Below are 19,272 nucleotides of genomic sequence, written 5' to 3' on the forward strand. Positions count from 1 at the left end.
CGGTCACGCCGCCATCGTAGCAAGCTGCCCGGGCATCGCCAGTCGTTCCGCGCCGGCCGCCCCTGCGTTGGGGACGAAACGCTCAAGCGCCCGCAGGCGAGATCAGTGCCGCGAATTCGCGCGCCAGCGTCGCGATGTCGTGGCGCTCCGGCCGGTACCAATCCGTCGAGCCGTTGAGGGCGCCGAGCAGGAAATTGCGCAGCACATCCGGCGCACGTTCCGCCGGCAGCGCGCCGGCCTGTTGCAGTTCCGCGATCAGGCGCCGCCAGACCTCCTCATAGGATCGGCGCACGGCGCGCACGCTCTCCGGCGCAGGCACAGCGCCGAAATTGAAGACCTTGATGCTGGCGCTGGTGTAGTCGCCATGGCCATGCAGCGCCGCCAGATGCCCGCGGATCGCCGCCTCCAGCCGCACGCTGGGAGCCGCGCCTTCCGTCTCAGCCAATGCGGCGACGACACCCTCATGCACAAAGCGGACGCCGTCATTCACCACAGCCTCGACGATCTCCTCCTTCGAGGCGAAGTGGTAGTAGAGGCTCGCCTTGCGGATGCCGACCGCCTCGGCGATCTCGCGCAAGGTCGTCTGGTGGTAGCCGCCATTGCGCAGCAGCCGCGCGGCGTGGTCGAGGATCTGGCGGCGCGAGCCGCCCTCGGCCCGGGTCGCGTCCTTGTCCGCCGCGACACTCACAGCCGCTTCGCGACCTCTTCGAGCATCACCTCGGTGGCGCCGCCGCCGATGGACTGGACGCGGGCGTCGCGGGTCATGCGCTCGATCGCGCTTTCGCGCATATAGCCCATCCCACCGTGGAACTGCAGGCAGTCATACATGACCTCGTTGACCAGCTCGCCGCAGTAGGCCTTCACCATCGAGACTTCGCGGGTGGCGTCGAAGCCCTGCGCATCCAGCCAGGCGGCGTGGTAGACGAGCTGGCGCCCGGCCTCGACCTTGCCGGCGAGCTCGGCGAGGCGCTGGCGGATCGCCTGCTTCTCCCAAAGCGGCGCGCCAAACGCTTTTCGCGTCTTCACATAGTCCAGCGTCAGGTCGATCGCAGCCTGCGACTCGCCGATCGCCATGGCGCCGATGACCGTGCGCTCGTTCTGGAAGTTGCTCATGATCGCGTAGAAGCCGCGCCCCTCCTGCCCGAGCAGGTTTTCGGCCGGCACGCGGCAATCGACGAAGGAGAGCTCGGCTGTATCCGAGGAGCGCCAGCCATGCTTGTCGAGCGCACGCGAGACCGTGAAGCCGGGCGTGCCCTTCTCGACGAGGAAGATGGAGACCGATTGCGAGGGCTTAGCCGCCGGGTCGGTCTTGGCTGCAACGCAGTAGAGATCGGCATGGACGCCGTTGGTGATGAACATCTTGGCGCCGTTGAGGATGTATTGATCGCCCTCGCGCCGCGCGGTGGTGCGGATGCCCTTCACGTCGGAGCCGGCGTCCGGCTCGGTGACGGCGACCGCGACAATCTTCTCGCCGGCGATGATGGCCGGGAGGTACTTGTCCCGCTGCGCCTTCGAGCCGGCATTGGCGATATGGACCGAGGCCATGTCGGTGTGAACCAACGCGGTGATGGCGACGCCTGAGAAGGTCGAGCGTCCCAGCTCCTCCGCCAGCACCACCGTCGCGAGCGTGTCCATCTCCGAGCCGCCATACTCCGCCGGGTAGCGGATGCCGAAGAAGCCGAGCGCGCCCATCTTTCTAAGCACCTCGCGCGGGACGAAGCCGTCCTCTTCCCATTTCAGCGCATGCGGCTTGATCTCGACCTCGACGAAGCGGCGGACCTGATCGCGCAGCGCCTCGTGCTCCTCGGTGAAATAGGGCGAACGACGGGCGCCTTCGCCTGCAAGTTTCTCGACGGCCGACATGGCTTCCTCCCTGCTTGACCGCAGCGCCGCGATCTGACTACCTACCGGACGGTAGGTGAATGTCACGGCGAGATCAAGACGCGGCATTCACCTTGGATCGACGGCCCCGTCATTCCGGGCAAGCCGCGACAGCGGCGCCGATCCGGAATCCATCGTAGCGCACAATGCCCTTCGATGGATTCCGGGCCTCCGCTTCGCTGCGCCCGGAATGACGGCGACCTTTGGAGGAGTGCGCCCGTGCCTGAAACAGCATCGCAAACCGCGACGCCCCCTCCCCCGCTCTCAGCCATGCTGGAGACGTTGCGCCAGCGTCACGGCCTCGTCGCGCAGGGCGGCGGCGAAAAGTTGCGCGCGCGGCATGAATCCCGCGGCAAGATCATGGTGCGCGAGCGCATCGACCTCTTGCTCGACCCGCAGACGCCCTTCCTCGAACTCTCGCCGCTCGCGGCCTACGGGCTCTATGGCAACGAGGTGCCGGGCGCCGGCATCGTCACCGGCATCGGCATCGTGCAGGGCCGCGCCTGCATGCTGATCGCCAATGACGCGACGGTGAAGGGCGGCTCCTTCTTCGCCGAGACGGTGCGGAAGCACCTGCGAGCACAGGAGATCGCCGGGGAGCATCGCCTGCCCTGCCTCTATCTGGTCGATTGCGGCGGCGCCTTCCTGCCGGAGCAGGACCGCGTTTTCCCGGATCGCGACCATTTCGGCGGCTCCTTCTACAACCAGTGCCGGATGTCGGCGGCGGGCATCCCGCAGATCTCGATCGTCTTCGGCGGCGCGACGGCCGGCGGCGCCTATATTCCGGCGCTCTCCGACCAGGTGATCATGGTCAAGGGCACCGGCCGTATCCATCTCGGCGGCCCGCCGATCGTGAAGGCGGCGATCCACGAGGTCGTCGATGGCGAGACGCTGGGCGGAGCGGAGATGCACACGCTGGTCTCCGGCGTCAGCGACCACCTCGTCCAGACCGAGATGGAGGGGTTGGCGAAGCTGCGCGAGATCGTCAGGGCGTTGGGTGAGATCGGCAAGGTCACGCCGCCGCCGCAGGCTCCCGTCGCGCCGAGGCTCGACCCGGCTGAACTCATCGACATCGTGCCGACCGATCTGCGCCGGCCCTATGACGTCCGCGAGGTGATCGCGCGCATGGTCGACGACAGCGCCTTCAGCGCCTTCAAGCCGGATTACGGCGCAACCCTCGTCACCGGCTTCGCCCATATCCACGGCTATCCCGTGGGCATCCTCGCCAATAACGGCGTGCTGTTCTCGGAAAGCGCCATCAAGGGCGCGCATTTCATCGAACTCTGCGACCAGCGCCAGATCCCGCTCCTGTTCCTGCAGAACATCACCGGCTTCATGGTCGGCACCGAGGCCGAGCGCGGCGGCATCGCCAAGCATTCGGCCAAGCTCGTCTATGCCGTCTCGAATGCGCGGGTGCCGAAATACACCGTGCTGATCGGCGGTTCCTATGGCGCCGGCAATTACGGCATGTGCGGTCGCGGCTTCAGGCCCCGCTTCCTGTTCTCCTGGCCCAATGCCCGCATCGCGACGATGAGCCCGGAGGTGGCGGCGACCGTGGTGACGGAGCTGCGCCGGCAATCGCTCAAGGGCTCGGGCGACGAAGCGGCCATCGCCGATCTCGACAGGCGCACCCGCGCCCAGTTCGAGGAGCAGAGCGATCCCTATTACGCCACGGCCCGGCTCTGGGACGACGGCATCATCGAACCCCAGCAAACCCGCGACGTGCTCGGCCTGTGCCTCGCGCTCTCGGCTGGCGAGACGCGCGATACCGGCCCGCGGCCGGTCTACCGGATGTGAGCGGCGCCATGTTCGACACAATCCTCATCGCCAATCGCGGCGAGATCGCCTGCCGCATCATCCGCACCTGCCGCAAGCTCGGCATCCGCACCGTCGCGGTCTATTCCGACGCCGACAGCGACGCACTGCATGTGCGGCTCGCCGACACGGCCGTCCCGATCGGCCCGGCCCCGGCGCGTGATTCCTATCTGCGCGCCGACCGCATTATCGATGCCGCTCTGAAAACCGGCGCGCAAGCGATCCATCCGGGCTATGGCTTCCTGTCCGAGCGGCTCGACCTGATTGCCGCCTGCGAGGCCAACGGCATCGCCTTCATCGGCCCCTCCGCCGGTGCCATCGCGGCGATGGGCGACAAGATCCGCTCCAAGCAGATCGCGCGCGACGCCGGCGTGCCGGGCGTGCCCGGCTATGACGGCGCCGAACAATCGCCCGAGACATTGAAGCGCGAGGCGCTGCGCATCGGCCTGCCCGTCATGGTCAAGGCCTCGGCCGGCGGCGGCGGCAAGGGCATCCGCAAGGTCGAGGCGGAGGCCGATCTCGACGCTGCCATCGCGACCGCGAGCCGCGAAGCGGAGTCCGCCTTCGGCGATGGGCGTTTGCTGATCGAGAAATTCGTGACACGGCCGCGCCATGTCGAGGTGCAGGTCGCCGGCGACAGGCGCGGCAACATCGTCCATCTCTTCGAGCGCGACTGCTCGGTGCAGCGCTCGAACCAGAAGCTGCTGGAAGAGGCGCCGGCCCCCAATCTCAAGCCGGAAGCCCGCGCGGCGCTGCACGGTCACGCCCTGAAGCTTGCCCGCGCTATTTCCTATGACAATCTCGGCACCGTGGAGTTTCTCGTCGATGCTGTGACGCAGGAGGTGTTCTTCCTCGAGATGAACACCCGGCTTCAGGTCGAGCATCCCGTGACCGAGGCGATCACAGGGCTCGATCTGGTCGAATGGCAGATCAGGATCGCCGCCGGCGAAACACTGCCGCGCCGGCAGGACGAGATCACCTGCACCGGCCGCGCCATCGAGGCGCGGCTGACAGCAGAGCGGGCCGAGGAAGGCTTCCGCCCCGACACCGGGACGATCGCGCTGTGGCGGGAGCCCGAGGGCGTGCGCATCGACAGCGGTGTCGAGACCGGCAGCACGGTCTCGCCCTTCTACGATTCGATGCTCGCCAAAATCATCGCCCATGGCCCGGATCGCGATGCGGCGCGGCGCCGCCTTGCCGACAGCCTCGACCATATGACGGTGCTCGGCCCGGCGACGATCCGCCCCTTCCTGGTCGATGCGCTGCGCCAGCCGGTCTTCGCGCGGGGCGAGGCGACGACCTTGTTCATTGGCGAGTCTTGGCCGGGCGGCTGGCGACCGGGCGCCGAAGACAGGCCGTCGCGCGACGCGCTGGCTGCCGCGATCTGGCTCGCCGGTTTCAAACCAACAATGGCAGGCCCCTGGGGAGCGCTGGCCGATTTCCGATTGCTCGGAACGGCCGGAAAGCCCGGCGCGAGCCATCTCGCACTGACCCATGGCGAGCACAGCAAGCGGATCAAGATCGAGAGCCTGGGCGACGTCTTCCGCGTCGTCACGCAAGATGGGGCCACGGAGGTCTCGGTCGCGGTCGGCGCCGATCCGACCCGATGGAGGGTGACGCTCGACGGCCAGCGCCTGACGGTCGATGCGGTCCGGGACGAGGCCGGCGTTTCCTTGCGCTGGGGGGCGTTCGAGGGGCGTATCGGCATCGCGCTCGCAGTCGCCGCGGAGGCGGCAGCGCGCGAGGCTTCCGGCGGCGCCGGCGACGCAGTGCGCGCGACCATGCCGGGAACCGTCGCCGCGATTCATGTCCGCGAGGGTGACAGCGTCGCGGCGGGACAGGTCGTCGCCGTGCTCGAATCGATGAAGCTCTTCATGGATCTCAAGAGCCCGGCGGCAGGGATCGTGGCGCGGGTCGCGGCCAAGCCGGGCATGACGGCGGCGGCGGGCGAGCTTTTGATCGCGCTTACGCCGGGCTGACGCCGCGAATGGAGGAGGGACGGCTCTCCCTCCTCCCGAAGCGCGGCTCAGTTGCAGCCGCAGCCATGGCCGAGCCCACCGAGCAGGCCGCCGACGATGCCGTTCTTGCTGACGATCGCCTTGACCGGCGCGACGATGCCGACCTTGTTGCCGCTGGCGATCGGGCTGCCGCTCAGCACGCTGACATTGTTCAGCGCATTGACCTGAATGCCGGAGACGGCCGCCGTCACAGGGGCCAGGACGCCACCCAGCAAGGAGCCACCGCCGCGGCCGCCGGCCATGGCGGGCGAGATGCCGAAAGCTGCAACCGTAGCGAGTACAAGCGCGTATTTCATATCACTCTCCCAGTTGTCGCTCCGGGGATCGAAGCGATGAAACACGTATAAGTTGCATTTTATCGGAGCGGCAACCTTATCCATTCATTAACCATACTTGCTAGCGTTAACATTGCACCACACAGCGATGTCGTGAATACAATAAATACTAATTTCTTTCACCAAGCCCACTTCATACGCCGATCATTACGTATAAATTCACTCATATACACTTTATTAAGCATAATCATCTATCTATACGTCGAAAATTGAGGGCGATATGAAAAATATTGCGCTGTTTTCGATGATAATCCTACACCTATCGGGCGCGGGAGCGGCCCTTAGCGCAGAGAACACTGTGCAAAGCGCGGAGAGTTCGGTCGCGATCGTCGGGCTGCGCGGCGGTTTCGACAGCAATCCCTCCGGCGTCGAAGGCGAGAAGGGCAGCCCCGTCGCCACCGTCTTTGCAACCTGGGATTATCTCAACGGCACGATCCAGGACGGCTACGGCCTCAACCTGGCGTTGGTGGAGACGCAGTACGACCCACGCAACCTCGCCGCGGCACGCAGCCACTCCCTGACCCTGAAGCACGGCATCACCCTCGGCGAAGCGACGGTGATCCAGTCCTCGCTGGCCGCCAGCGCGGAGCAGAGCTGGTCACGCCGCAAGAGCAGCCTCGCCTGGCGCGAGCGCATCGACCACGCACTCGGCCCCTTCCGCCTCTTCGCCAGCGGCGAGGCCCGCGTCACGGCGCTGAACGAGCGCAACGTGTTCAATCTCGGCGATTTCCTGCCCTCGGACGAGAACTTTACGACGCTGTCGGGGACGACCGGCATCGCCTGGAAAACCGGTCAGACCGAGATCGGCGTCTCGTTCAGCGCGGCGCAGGCCCGTTATGTCAACGGCATGGATTATATCGGCTTCCGTCGCGACCATAACCGGCTGCAGCCGAACCTGTTCTTCTCGACCATGATCGGCGAGGCGTCGCTGGAGGGTTCGGTGTCGCCGTTCCGCGCGAGCTTCCCGGACAAGGATTTCGAGACGGTCGACAGCCTGCTCTATACCGCCAAGCTCCGGCTGCCCTGGCAGCGCTTCACCCTCGAGCTCGGCTCCAGCCGCAGTGTCGAGGACACGACGCTGCCCTTCACGGTCATCGACCTGGTGACGGCGCATGAGGCGAAGCTGACCGCGAGGATCGACGAGCGCAATGCGGTGAGCCTGGTCGCCCGCCGCAAGACCGACGACTATGTCGGCCTCGATGCCCGCTCGGACCAGAAGGGCATCGGCCTCGAATATCAACGCGCACTGGGCGAGGGCCTGATCGCGACCGCCTCAGGCGGCTGGCGCCGGACGAAGGAGACGGGGCTGACCCCGGTCGATTCCTTCAACCTGCTGCTCGGACTGCAGAAGCAGATCGACCTGAGCCGGAGCACACCCCTCGCCAAGCCCGACCAGCCGACGAAGGCGGGAAGCTGACAGGCAATGGCGCCGCTTTTCCGCCGCCTTCCGATCAGCCCCTGTTCACCTCGACGCTGCTAGAACCGCCCACAGGACTTCGCCCACGCGTCTCGTGCGTGAAGCAGCGGAAAGGAAGCGCCATGTCGCGTCACAAGCTCGCCCTCTCGGTTTTGCTCGGTGCCGTGTTGCTCTCCGCCATTCCGGTCCGGGCACAGTATTACGAGCCCTACCGGCCGGCGCCGCCATCCTATGACGATGAGGATGAGGCGCCGGTCCGCCCCTATGGCTACGGCTATGGCCGGCGCTATTACCGCCCGGCCTACGGCAATCTCTGCGTCACCGGTCGCGGCGAATGCCCGACGCCGCCGCTGCCTTACGGGTCGAGCTGCGGCTGCTACATCCCCGGCTTCGGCAACAAGCGCGGCATCGTCCAGTAAACGGCGCCGCCGCCGTCAGGCCTTGCGGCGGCTCTCGCTGCCAAGGTAGCAGATGCCCTCGCCCGGCTTCGCCTTCGGGTTCGGGAAGATGATGAAGCCGTCGCGCGGCATGGTGACGACGGTGCCGTCGGCGCGGCGTGCGATCGGCGTGCCCTGGGCCACGCGGTCGCCCGTCTTCCAGGTGCCCTCCACGCGGTCGCCCTCGGCCTCGCAGATGACGAGATCGTCCATATGGACGACGGTGCGCCTCGCGGGGGCGGGCGCCGCCTCGTCGGTCAGCCCGAGATGGGCGAGCACGTTGCGGATCGCCCTGTAGCCGACCTCGACGGACGCCGGATCCTCGTGCCGGCCGCATTCCAGCGTCACGCCGTAGCCGCCCGCGAAACGCATGAACTCCGTCGTGCCGAAGCCTTCGGTCACGGCGAGGCGCGGCAGGTTCAATCGCTCGCGCGCTGCGATCAGCCGGACATAGATGTCGAGCCAGCCATGGATCATCAGATCGACGCCGAGGCTGGCGGCGAAAGCCATTTCGGCAGCCGCATGGCGGAAGGGTTCGAGCGCGCCGCGATTATCCTCCGGCCCGAAGAAGACGAAGGGCACGCCCTCGCCGCTGAAGGAATGCACGTCGAGCAGCATGTCGTGCTGGCGCAGGATGCCGGAGAGCCGGTTGCCGATCCGATCCTCGTTGTCGCCGGGCTGCGGCCGCTCGCGCAGGTCGCGGTTGAGGTTGCGATCTCCCTCGCGGGTGTTCTGGCGATAGGCCTTGGGATTGGCGACGGGCAGGAAGGTGACCTCGCCGCGCCGGATCGCGACACGGCCGGCGCGGCAATCCTCGATCACCCGGGCGATGGCGTTCGGCCCGCAGGTCTCGTTGCCATGGACGGCGCCGAGGACGAGGAGCTTCGGCCCCGCCTTCAGGCCATGGAAGCGGATGGTCTCGAGCGGCGGGTCGATGAGGTCTTGAGCGGTCATAGGTCTATCGTCAGGCTTTGCGAAGTTGTGAGTGCGGATCGAGGATGTCGCGCAGGCCGTCGCCTAGCAGGTTGAGGCCGAGCACGGTCAGAAAAATCGCGAGTCCCGGAAAGATCGAGATCCAGGGCGCCGTCGAGATCTGGTCGCGCGCGTCCGAGAGCATCGAGCCCCAGCTCGGGAAGGGCGGGCGGATGCCCAGGCCCAGGAAGGAGAGCGAGGCTTCCGCCAGCACCGCGCCGCCCATGCCGAGCGTGCCGATAACGATGATCGGCCCCGCCACGTTTGGCAGGATCTGCGTCAGCATGATCCGGAAGGTGCCGTAGCCCAATGAACGCGCCGCCTCGATATAACCGAGCGACTTGACCGAGAGGGTCGCGGCGCGGGTCAGCCGGCAGGTGAAGGACCAGTTGGTCAGGCCCAGCGCGATCAGCAGGCTGGTGAGGCCGGGGCTTAGGATCGCCATGATCGCCAGCGCAAAGACGAGCGAGGGGATGGCGAGCATCATATTGGTCAGACCATTGACGAAATCATCCCACCAGCCGCCCCAATAGCCAGCCGTCAGGCCGAAGGCGACGCCGATCATGGTGTTAATGAGCTGCGAGACGATGCCGACGGTCAGCGAGATGCGGGCGCCGTAGAGCACGCGGCTGTAGATATCCCGGCCCTGCGCATCGGTGCCGAACCAGAACTCCGACCCCGGCGGGATTTCGGCGTTCATCAGATTGGCGTCCATCACCGGGTCGGTATGGGCGAACCAGGGGGCGAGGACGCCGCCGACGACTACGGCTGCGAAGCAGGCGCCGCCGATCCAGAGATTGGCACGGAACTTCATGCGGGCCGCCTAGCTGTATTTGATGCGTGGATCGACGACCGCGCAGAGCACGTCGACAGCGATGTTCACGACGAGGAAGAACAGGACGATCGTCAGGATGCAGCCCTGCACCACCGGGATATCGCGCCAGGTGACGCTATCGACCAGCAGCGAGCCGAGGCCCGGCCAGGCGAAGAGCTTCTCGACCACGACGGCTTGCCCCAGCACCGAACCGAATTGCAGGCCGAGCGTGGTGAGCACGATGACGAGCGCGTTGCGCGCGACGTGCCAGCGCAGGACGCGATAGGAGCCCGCGCCCTTGGCGCGGGCGGTGCGGACGAAATCGGCATGCATCACCTCCAGCACCGCGGCGCGAGCCGTGCGCGCCAGCAGGGCCAGCGGCGCGACGCCGAGCGCGATCGCCGGCAGCACGATGTAGCGCGGATTGCCGTCGCCATAGCCGAAGCTCGGAAACCAGCCGAGCGTCAGCGCGAAGGCGTACATCAGCAGCAGGCCGAGCCAGAACAGCGGCAATGACAGCCCGGAGACGGCGAAGACCATCGAGAGCGTGTCGAGCCAGCTTCCGGGCTTCAGCGCCGCGAGAAAGCCCAGCGGTACGCCGATCAGGACGGCGAAGAGCATGGCCGCGAGCGCGAGCTGCAGGCTCGGCCAGAGCCGCTCACCGATGACGCCAGTCACGGGCTGGCGGGTGCGGAAGGAATCGCCGAGATCGAAGACCGCGAGCCCCCCGACATATTTCGCGAAGCGCAGCGGCAGCGGGTCGTTGAGCCCGAACTGCTCGTTCATGCGCGCGATGGTCTCGGCGTCGACATTGCTGCGCCCGTCAGCCATCTGGCTGGTGGCGAAATTGCCGGGGATGACGCTGAACAGCACGAAGATCAGCGCCGCGACCGCCAGCAGGATGGGGATGGCCTGCAGCAGCCGGCGGAAGACATAGGGCAACATGAGGGACTCCTGACCGCCGCAGCACGAAACCGGCCGAACCACTCCAACCGAAGCCGGTCGATGATCAAACCCGGCCAGTGTGCTGCCGACCGCGAAAACCAGATCGTCGTTCCGGGCTTGACCCGGAATCCATCATCGAGCGCAGCGCCTAAGGATGGATTCCGGATCGGCGTCGCTTCGCGGCTCATCCGGAATGACGGAGGTATTCCGCCACCCGGCCCATGGACCGGGTGGCGAGGCTCGCTTACTTCGCCGCCGGCGAGGAGGCGTCGACCCAGAGATCCTCATAGCGCTGGAGCGCGAGCTCCGTCGCATTGGGCTGGAGCCCGTGCAGCCAGGGCTGATAGGCCAGCACCGCCTTGTTGTAGTTGAAGAACCAGACCGGCGCCTCATCCTGCAGCATGGCGTTCGCCTTCTTCAGGATATCGAGCTGCTTGGCCGCGTCGGTCTCGGCGGAAGCCGCGTCGATCAGCTTGTCATAGGCCGGGTTCTTGAAGGCGGTGTAGTTGCAGGAGGAGCGCGGCGTCGCCGAATAGAAGCATTTGAGCTGGGTCAGCGCGTCCGGGCCCGAGGTGTTCGACCAGATATAGGCCTGGAAGTCGCCCTTCGCGACCACGCCGCCGAGCGCCGAGGTCTCGACCGGCTTGACCTTCACCTTGATGCCGACCTTGGCAAGCATCGGGATCGTCGCCTCGACGATCGGAATGCCCCAGCTCTCGTTGGGCGTCGCGGTCCATTCGAACTCGAAGCCGTCGGGATAGCCGGCCTCGACGAGCAGCTTCTTAGCCTTTTCGGGATCGTAGGCGTAGGGCTTGGCATCCTTGTCGAAAGCCGGCACGGAGAGCGGCAGCCAGCTCACGGCGCGATAGGCCTTGTCGCGGACCAGCCGCTTGATGATGAGGTCGCTGTCGATCGCGTAGTTGATCGCCTGGCGCACCCGCTTGTCGGAGAAGGGCTTGAACTCGGGGTTCATGCCCATGTTGCGGGTGAAGACCTCGGCGACCTCGAGCAGCCCCTTGGACAGGTTGGCATCGGCCTTGTAGGCGACGTATTGCGACGAGCCGAGGATCGAGACGTCGATCTCCTTGTTGCGGAAGGCGACGTCACGCGCGGCCGCCTCGCCCATCGGCACGATCACCAGCTTGTCGGCATAGGGCCGGCCGGTCTTGTAGTACTTCTCCCACTTCTCGAAGGCCATGCGCGAGCCGGGAACGTGCTCGACGAATTTGAAGGGCCCGAGCCCGATCGGCTTGTTGAAGAAGTTCGGGTCCTGCGCCTCCTTGGCGGGCAGGATCGCGGTGTTGGCGCTGTAGAACAGGAAGCCCGGATCGGTCTTGTCCGTCAGCGTCATCTCCAGGGTGAAGTCGTCGATCTTCTTCAGCCCCGAGATTTCCTTGGCCTCGCCCTTCTGAACCGCGGTCGCGCCCTTGATGCGGGCGACATAGCGGGCGCCGGGGTAGTTCTTCGAGCCGTCCATGATCCGGTTGTAGGACCAGATGATGTCGTCCGCCGTCATCTTGCGGCCGTTGTGGAAGAGCGCGTCGTCACGCAGCTTGAAGGTGTAGACCAGCCCGTCCGGCGAGACCGAGACGCTCTTGGCGAGCTCCAGTGCCGGCTTGCCCGCGCTCGCGTCCCAGCGATAGAGCATGCCGTGCAGGGCATAGCCGTAGATCTCGTCCTGGATCTGGTTCGAGACATGGCTGTCATTGCTGACGAAGGACGCGCCATAGGGCGCCGTGAAGCGGATCGTTCCGCCATGGCGCGGCTCCTGGGCCTGCGCCGCAAAGGCGGCAAGCGTCAGCGCGGTCGCGAAGGCAAATCTCTTCAACACCGAAAATCCTCCCGTTTTTGTATTTCTGCGCTCCGGCTGAAACCGAAGTCGTTGCTTCCAGATGGAACCTTAACGGCTCTGCGCCGCTTGTCTGCCCAAAAATTCGGCCGTCCCTTCACTGCCCCGCGCGCTCATAGACGATGCGGCCCTCGAGGATAGTGAGGTCGCAGCGCGTGTCACCGAGGATGTCGCCCGGGCTCGCCGTCAGCAGGTCGCGCGAGAACACCGCGACATCGGCGAGGTAACCCGGCGCGAGGCGGCCCTTCACATTCTCCTGCTTCTGCGAGAAGGCGCCATATTCGGTATAGGCCTGCAGCGCCTCCTCGATCGAGACGCGCTGGCGCTCATCCATCACCGTGCCCTTCCAGGTCTGGCGGGTGAGCATGGTGTGGAAATTCGGGAAGGGGTTGGGATCGCAGACCGGCCCGTCGCTGCCGGTGGCAGGCTTCAGGCCGAGGTCGAACCAGGTGCGGAACGGATAGCTCGGCAGCGCCCGCTCCGGCCCGAGCACCTTGATATAGGCGTCGCCGAAATCATGGATGAAGACCTGCTGCGGGCAGGGATAGATGCCGGCCTTGACCATGCGCTCATGCTGGGCCGGGGTCGAGAAGCCGCAATGCTCGATGCGGTGGCGCCGGTCCGGATCGGGATGGGCGGCAAGCGCCTTCTCATAGGCCGTGATGAGCTGCTCGATCGCGGCATCGCCAATGGCGTGGCAGGCGAGCTGGTAACCCTTCACATGCGCGTCGAGCACCATGCGCTCGAGCTCGTCATCGCTCCACATCCAGACGCCGGTGGTCTTGTCCTCGCCGAGATAGGGCTCGCTCATCCAGGCGGTGCGCCCGCCGGCCGAGCCATCGAGGAAGAGCTTGACGGCGCCGACCATCAGCATCTCGTCGCCGGTGCCGGAGATCAGGCCAGCCTCGTAGCATTGCGGCACGATCGAGCGGCCATCGTCGCCGAGCAGGGTCAACCAGGTCCGGACCGGCAGGCGCCCGTCGCGCTTGGCCCGGTGATAGGCCGCGATCTCGCCGAAGCCGCCCTTCTGGCCGACGGCGGCGTCCATGCAGCTGGTGATGCCGAGCGAGAGCAGATATCGCCCGCCGCGCTCGATCGCCGCGACCAGCTCGTCCTCGGTCGGCGCCGGGATCGCCGCCTGCACCGGCGCGCGGGCATTCTCGGCGAGCAAGCCGGTGAGACGACCGTTCTGCTGCTCGATCAGCCCGCCCTGCGGCGTCGGCGAGGTTTCGTCGATGCCGCCGAGCCTCAGCGCCTGCGAGTTGCAGATCGCGATATGGCCGCAGGTGCGCACCAGCATGACCGGGTTGTTCGGCGCGGCCCGGTCGAGCTCCTCGCGCCAGGGATGGCGTCCGGTGTCGAGCTTGGTCTGGTCGTAGCCGCGCGACAGGATCCATTCACCGGGCTTCGCCGTCGCGGCACGGGCCGCGATCGCACCGAGCAGGGCGTCCAGCGTCGGCGCGGCCTCGGGCTTGGAATTGACCCAGCCCATGGTCATGCCGAGCGAGATCAGGTGCAGATGGGAATCGTTGAGGCCCGGGGTCGCCAGCCGCCCTTTCAGGTCGATGACCTGCGTCTTCGGTCCCACCAGCGGCGCGATCTCGTCGTCGCGGCCCGCAGCCAGCACCCTGCCCTGCCAAATCGCCAGCGCCTCGACCACGCCCTCCTCGCGACCGCACCAGATCGGCCCGTTGCGCAATACGATATCGGCCTGAACAGCCATGATGTCCTCCTGTTGTCCCCCGGCTTTGCTGCCTTCGCGGCGCGCGCCGAGCATCAGATGTCGTCGAGCGGGAAGATCGGCCGGCATGCCGTGCGGGAGGGCCGCTCCTCGACATTGCGGATCGAGCGCGCGCTGGCGTCGCCTCCCGGCACTTCGCGAGTGATGGAAGCACCGAAGGTGCTCCTCTCATACATGCCTTCGGCAATCAGCCCGCGCCGCGTCATCGGCCTTCCGCTCCCTGCTCAATTTTTTTGACAGTTTTGGCGAGTTGCCGCGTCATCGCCACTGATTTGCGCGCATGCGCACCCTTGGGCGCAGCCGCTTGTTCCCCAGCGGTGAATATGCTGAACTCGATGGAATTATCTCGGGTGCCGATCGCAACATTTGGCGGCGGACATTCCCGAACTCGCCCGACATTTTGCTGACAACGGACCGGCCGCCGAGATGCGCTGCGGCAGGAAAAGGCTTGACAGCCTCGACGCCGGAAATCCGAACTAATTTCGCCTAAATATTTGAATATAATCAGAAATTTATTTTTCGACTTTTGTGGAACCCATCTCCCTGATTCGACGTTCCCGCCTCTGAACCTTCACGGCGGAGAGGGAGTATGGACGAAGACAGAATCAAGCGGATCGCCCGGGCGATGTGCCGGGCGGCCCGGATCGACCCCGACAAGCCTGCCGGCAACAAGGGGCCTTTCACCATGTCGATGCAGGCGCCGGGGCATGAGAGCCCCCAGCCGGCCTGGATGCTGTTCCGACAGGAGGCGGCGCGCTTCGCGGCACGCAACCGCGATATCGCGCAGACGCTCTGACCCAACCATAGCGGCCACTCGCAGGCATGCGGCGGTGGTCATACGAAGGCCCGGCACTCCCGACGGAGGCCGGGCCTTCTCTTTTGGACGCGGCGCAGATGCGCCACACCGTTCACGGCGCAGGCCGTGCACCAACTGCAGGGCGGTCCGACCACCCCAATGCCAGGAGCGACCGCTCCAGCGCCTCATAGACGCGGGGCTCGCGCATCTGCGCGACGTTGAAGCGCATGAAATCGCCGGCCGTCTGCGCCACGCTGAAGACGTTGCCCGGCGCCAGCACCACGCCATCCGCCAGCGCCAGGCGCGACAGCTCGGCCGAATCCACCCCCTCCGGCAGCCGGCACCAGAGATAGAAGCCGCCGCGCGGCATGAGCCAGGGCCGGATGCCCAGCGCCTCGAGCCGGGGCGCCACCGTCCGCCTGGCCTGCGCGAGCCGGCGCCTGACCTCCTCCATATGCTTGCGGTAGCCGCCGCCGGCCAGCACATCGGCGATCAGGCCGCCGGCCAGCGGGCTCGGACCGCCGAAGCTCGTGGCGATCTGCAGATCGACGAGCCCCTCGACCCAGTCGGGGCGTGCCGCGATATAGCCGCAGCGGACCGAGGCCGAGAGCGTCTTGGAAAAGCTGCCGATCCGGATGACCCGGTCGAGACCGTCGAGGACGGCGAGGCGTGGTGACGGATCGGGCTCGAAATCGGCGAAGATCTCGTCCTCGACGATCGCCATGTCCTGCGCGGCCGCGATGCTGAGAACGCGATAGGCAGCCTGCGGCGACAGGCTCGCGCCCGTCGGATTGTGGAGCGCCGCATTGGTGATGTAGAGGCGCGGCCGCTCGGCCGCCACGATCGCCTCGAAAGCCTGGATATCGGGGCCGGTCGGCGTGAAGGGAACGCTCAGGAGGCGCAGGCGATGCGCCCGCAGGAGCGCCCTGAAGTTGAAATAGCAGGGGTCGTCCACCAGCACGGTGTCACACGGCTGGAGCAGGAAGCGGCAGACGAGATCGACGGCCTGCGTCCCCGAGCCGGTCAGCAGGAGCTGCTCCGGCGAGAGCTGCAGCCCCTCCTCCGCGAGGCGCCCGAGCAGCAGCCGGCGCAGGGGCAGCGATCCGCGCGTGCTGCCATACTCGGCGAGCATCTCGTCGCCACCCCGCGCCAAACTCCGCAGGCCGCGCCGCAGCGCCTCGTTCGGCATCCAGTCCGGCGGCAGCCAGCCACAGCCCGGCTTGAGCGTATCGGGCCCGGCATCGAGCGACTGGCGCGAGACCCAGAACGGATCGACCGCCCGCGGCGTCGCCGGCTGCGCCAGGCTGAGCGGCGGCAGGCCGTGGCCGGTGAGATAGAAGCCGGAGCCGGGACGGGCGCGGATCAGCCCTTCTGCGGCGAGCCGGTCATAGGCCTCGACCACGGTCGAAGGCGAAACCTTCATTGCCGCGGCGCAGCGGCGGATCGAGGGCAGCCGGTCGCCCGGCGCGAGTTGCCGCGCAGCAGCCCTGGCCTTGATCGCGGCCATGACCTCTTCCGTGCGCGTCTGCTGGCGATTGTCCATCCCGCTCTTCCCGTATGGGTTTTGATACCAATACAGTTTTCGCAAATCGTATTGAATCGTTTCTGTCACGGAGCCGGCGGATCGTCTAAGCCTGCTGCGAAAGCGAGGCAGGATGAGTTTTGCGGGCAAGGGCTGGGGCAGCGGGCTCCTGGGTGTGCTGATCTTCAGCGGTTCGCTGCCTGCGACGCGCGTCGCCGTGGCCGGTTTCTCGCCGCTGTTCCTGACCTCGGCGCGCGCCGTCATCGCCGCGCTGCTCGGCGGGATGTTCCTCTCCCTGCTCCGCCAGAAGCCGCCGGCGCGCAGCGATCTGCTCCCCCTCCTCATCGTCGCGCTCGGCGTCGTCGTCGGCTTTCCGCTGCTGACGGCGCTGGCGCTGCAGCACATCACGGCGGCACGGTCGATCGTCTTCATCGGGCTTCTGCCGCTGGCCACGGCGATCTTCGGCGTGCTGCGCGGCGGCGAGCGCCCCAAGCCGGCTTTCTGGCTGTTCTCGATCCTCGGCAGCGCGACCGTCGCGGGCTTCGCGCTGATCCATAGCGATGGCGGCTCGCTGGCGGGCGATCTGCTGATGATCGCCGCGGTCCTGCTCTGCGGGCTCGGCTACGCCGAGGGCGCGACGCTCTCGCGTCGTCTCGGCGGCTGGCAGGTGATCTCCTGGGCCCTGCTGTTGTCCCTCCCGGCGATGGCGCTCGTCGCGCTCCTCTATTGGCCGGCCTCATGGAACGGCATCGGCATGCCCGCCTGGCTCGGGCTCGGCTATGTCTCGGTGTTCAGCATGCTGATCGGCTTCGTGTTCTGGTATCGCGGACTGGCGCTGGGCGGCATTGCCGGCGTCGGCCAGCTCCAGCTGCTCCAGCCGTTTTTCGGGCTGCTGCTGGCCGGGCTTCTGCTGCACGAACCCGTCGCCTGGAGCATGGTCGCTGCGACCGGCATCGTCGTTCTCTCCGTGGCCGGGGCGAAGCGCTTCGCCTGAAAACCGAAGCACCGGCATGTCGCTTGCTTGGGGGCGATGCTACTCTGCCGCCCGCTAGGACGTGCAGAACCTCTCGCCCGGGAGACCGCCATGCCGACACGCCGTTCCTTCCTCGCAGGTGCCGCCGCGAGCTTGACCCTCTCTGCCCCCAATATCGGCCGAGGCGCCGACCGGAGCGTGATCAAATTCGTGCCGCAGGGCGATCTCGCCGTCGTCGACCCGATCTGGACCACCGCGACCGTCACCCGCAACCACGCCTTCCTGGTCTACGACACGCTCTTCGGGCAGGACGAAAGCTACAAGGCCCAGCCGCAGATGGCCGAGGGAGCGCTTGCCGAGGCCGACGGCAAGACATGGACCATCAAGCTGCGGGAAGGACTGAAATTCCACGACGGCAGCGCCGTGTTGGCGCGCGACTGCGTGGCCAGCCTGAACCGCTGGGGCAAGCGCGACTCCTTCGGGCAGACGCTGATGGCGCTGACCGACGAACTCGCGGCGACGGACGATCGCACCCTGCGCTTCAGGCTGAAAAGGCCCTTTCCGCTGCTGCCCGACGCCCTGGCCAAGATGACTGCCTTCGTCCCGGCGATCATGCCGGAGCGGCTGGCCGTCACGGACGCCTTCACCCAGATCACCGAGGTGGTCGGCAGCGGCCCCTTCCGCTTCGTCGCATCGGAGCGGCAGTCGGGCCATCTCGCCGTCTACGAGAAATTCGCCGATTACCGGCCGCGCGGCGACGGCAGGCCCGGCCGGACGGCCGGCCCGAAGATCGTCCATGTCGACCGGGTCGAGTGGCACACGCTGGCCGATCCGGCGACGGCGGGAGCCGCGCTCCAGAGCGGCGAGATCGACTGGGTGGAACAGCCCCTGCCTGACCTCCTGCCCCTGCTCTCGGAGAATCCGCGGCTCGAGGTCGCGATCAAGGAGACCACGGGCGCGATCGCGATCATGCGGATGAACCATCTGCACCCGCCCTTCGACAATCCGGCGATCCGCCGCGCCATGCTGCTGGCGATCGACCAGAAGGAATTCATGGAAGCGGTCGGCGGCTCGGATACGAAGCTCTGGCGCACCGGCGTCGGGGTGTTTCCGCCGGACACGCCTTTCGCGAACGACGCCGGCATGGAGGTGCTGAACGGGCCGCGCGACATCGGCAAGGTCAAGCAGGCGCTGGCGGCGGCCGGCTACAACGGCGAGAAGGTCGTGCTGCTCGGCGTCTCCGATCTCGCCAATCTGAAGGCGGAATGCGAGGTCGCCGGCGAAATGCTGAAGCGCATCGGCATGAATGTCGATTACCAAGTGATGGACTGGGGCACGGTGGTAACCCGGCGCGCCAAGAAGGAACCGCCGTCGCAGGGCGGCTGGAACTGCTTCTTCACCGGCTGGGCCGGCATCGATATCCTCGACCCCGTCGGCCATATCTCGCTGCGCGGCAACGGCTCTGCCGCCTGGCCGGGCTGGCCCACGGCGCCGAAGATCGAGGCGTTGCGCGATGCCTGGATCGATGCGCCGGACACCGAGACGAAGAAGCGCCTCGCCGCGGAGATCCAGTTGCAGGTCTTCGAGGACGTGCCCTATGCGCCGCTTGGCCAGTATTTCCAGCCGACGGCGTACAGCCGCAAGCTGGAAGGCATTCTGGCGAGCTTCCCGACCTTCTGGAACGTCAGGCGAACCAGCTAAAGCACGGCTTTTCCCGAAAACCGCGTTCCGTTTTTCGGGTCGATGCTCAAGGCCGG

Annotated in this window: 17 protein-coding genes; 7 read left to right on the forward strand and 10 right to left on the reverse strand. The window is 66.7% G+C overall.

The features are described from left to right. Window positions 1–82: 82 nt before the first annotated feature. Entirely contained in the window at window positions 83–688 is a 606-nt protein-coding gene (locus AB6806_RS12745; RefSeq protein WP_370954708.1) for a TetR/AcrR family transcriptional regulator, read from the reverse strand. Continuing rightward, a complete protein-coding gene (locus tag AB6806_RS12750; RefSeq protein ID WP_370954709.1) occupies window positions 685–1,863 on the reverse strand; it encodes an acyl-CoA dehydrogenase family protein in 1,179 nt (392 codons plus the stop codon). The genes AB6806_RS12745 and AB6806_RS12750 overlap by 4 nt, the downstream gene beginning before the upstream one ends. Window positions 1,864–2,151: 288 nt before the next feature. Between AB6806_RS12750 and AB6806_RS12755 the strand changes: the two genes are divergently transcribed. Next, the gene (locus AB6806_RS12755) at window positions 2,152–3,678 is read left to right on the forward strand and encodes an acyl-CoA carboxylase subunit beta (protein ID WP_370954827.1); all 1,527 of its coding nucleotides are present in this window, start codon (window positions 2,152–2,154) and stop codon (window positions 3,676–3,678) included. Between the two features lie 8 nt (window positions 3,679–3,686). After that, complete coding sequence (locus AB6806_RS12760) at window positions 3,687–5,675, forward strand: ATP-binding protein (RefSeq protein WP_142020015.1); 1,989 nt, start codon at window positions 3,687–3,689, stop codon at window positions 5,673–5,675. A 47-nt stretch (window positions 5,676–5,722) separates the two neighbouring features. Here the strand turns inward: AB6806_RS12760 and AB6806_RS12765 are convergent, their stop codons facing one another. After that, window positions 5,723–6,010, reverse strand: coding sequence for a hypothetical protein (locus tag AB6806_RS12765; protein WP_038360749.1), 288 nt, complete (start codon window positions 6,008–6,010; stop codon window positions 5,723–5,725). Window positions 6,011–6,347: 337 nt separating this feature from the next. Between AB6806_RS12765 and AB6806_RS12770 the strand changes: the two genes are divergently transcribed. Both AB6806_RS12770 and AB6806_RS12775 read left to right on the forward strand, forming a co-directional pair. Further along, the gene (locus tag AB6806_RS12770; RefSeq protein ID WP_142020013.1) at window positions 6,348–7,466 is read left to right on the forward strand and encodes a porin family protein; all 1,119 of its coding nucleotides are present in this window, start codon (window positions 6,348–6,350) and stop codon (window positions 7,464–7,466) included. Window positions 7,467–7,588: 122 nt separating this feature from the next. Next, window positions 7,589–7,885: a hypothetical protein gene (locus AB6806_RS12775; protein WP_051987658.1), complete on the forward strand. Its 297-nt coding sequence runs from the start codon at window positions 7,589–7,591 to the stop codon at window positions 7,883–7,885. Window positions 7,886–7,900: 15 nt separating this feature from the next. On the opposite strand, the gene AB6806_RS12780 is transcribed toward AB6806_RS12775, so the two are convergent. From AB6806_RS12780 to AB6806_RS12805, 6 genes are all read right to left on the reverse strand, one after another. Next, entirely contained in the window at window positions 7,901–8,857 is a 957-nt protein-coding gene (locus AB6806_RS12780; RefSeq protein ID WP_142020011.1) for a succinylglutamate desuccinylase/aspartoacylase family protein, read from the reverse strand. Between the two features lie 10 nt (window positions 8,858–8,867). Further along, window positions 8,868–9,689 carry an ABC transporter permease gene (locus AB6806_RS12785; protein WP_038360741.1) on the reverse strand — a complete coding sequence of 274 codons (822 nt, stop codon included), beginning with the start codon at window positions 9,687–9,689 and terminating at the stop codon, window positions 8,868–8,870. 9 nt (window positions 9,690–9,698) lie between these two features. Next, window positions 9,699–10,634 (reverse strand): ABC transporter permease, encoded by a 936-nt coding sequence (locus AB6806_RS12790; protein ID WP_038360738.1) that lies wholly within the window; start codon window positions 10,632–10,634, stop codon window positions 9,699–9,701. Between the two features lie 244 nt (window positions 10,635–10,878). Beyond that, complete coding sequence (locus tag AB6806_RS12795) at window positions 10,879–12,462, reverse strand: ABC transporter substrate-binding protein (protein ID WP_370954828.1); 1,584 nt, start codon at window positions 12,460–12,462, stop codon at window positions 10,879–10,881. A 118-nt stretch (window positions 12,463–12,580) separates the two neighbouring features. Continuing rightward, entirely contained in the window at window positions 12,581–14,206 is a 1,626-nt protein-coding gene (locus AB6806_RS12800; RefSeq protein ID WP_370954710.1) for an amidohydrolase, read from the reverse strand. 53 nt (window positions 14,207–14,259) lie between these two features. Next, complete coding sequence (locus tag AB6806_RS12805) at window positions 14,260–14,430, reverse strand: hypothetical protein (protein ID WP_191124485.1); 171 nt, start codon at window positions 14,428–14,430, stop codon at window positions 14,260–14,262. A 383-nt stretch (window positions 14,431–14,813) separates the two neighbouring features. On the opposite strand from AB6806_RS12805, the gene AB6806_RS12810 reads away from it, so the two are divergent. Continuing rightward, window positions 14,814–15,020 carry a hypothetical protein gene (locus AB6806_RS12810; protein WP_038360733.1) on the forward strand — a complete coding sequence of 69 codons (207 nt, stop codon included), beginning with the start codon at window positions 14,814–14,816 and terminating at the stop codon, window positions 15,018–15,020. 112 nt (window positions 15,021–15,132) lie between these two features. On the opposite strand, the gene AB6806_RS12815 is transcribed toward AB6806_RS12810, so the two are convergent. Further along, window positions 15,133–16,563 carry an aminotransferase-like domain-containing protein gene (locus AB6806_RS12815; RefSeq protein WP_370954711.1) on the reverse strand — a complete coding sequence of 477 codons (1,431 nt, stop codon included), beginning with the start codon at window positions 16,561–16,563 and terminating at the stop codon, window positions 15,133–15,135. Window positions 16,564–16,675: 112 nt separating this feature from the next. Here AB6806_RS12815 and AB6806_RS12820 point away from each other — a divergent pair, with 112 nt between their 5' ends. Both AB6806_RS12820 and AB6806_RS12825 read left to right on the forward strand, forming a co-directional pair. After that, window positions 16,676–17,536 (forward strand): DMT family transporter, encoded by an 861-nt coding sequence (locus tag AB6806_RS12820; protein ID WP_113254176.1) that lies wholly within the window; start codon window positions 16,676–16,678, stop codon window positions 17,534–17,536. A 90-nt stretch (window positions 17,537–17,626) separates the two neighbouring features. Then, window positions 17,627–19,216, forward strand: a complete 1,590-nt coding sequence (locus AB6806_RS12825) for an ABC transporter substrate-binding protein (RefSeq protein WP_370954712.1) — start codon at window positions 17,627–17,629, stop codon at window positions 19,214–19,216. The last annotated feature ends 56 nt before the right edge of the window (window positions 19,217–19,272 follow it).

The sequence above is a fragment of the Allobosea sp. RCC_152_1 genome (genome assembly GCF_041360765.1).
Classification (GTDB): domain Bacteria; phylum Pseudomonadota; class Alphaproteobacteria; order Rhizobiales; family Beijerinckiaceae; genus Allobosea; species Allobosea spartocytisi.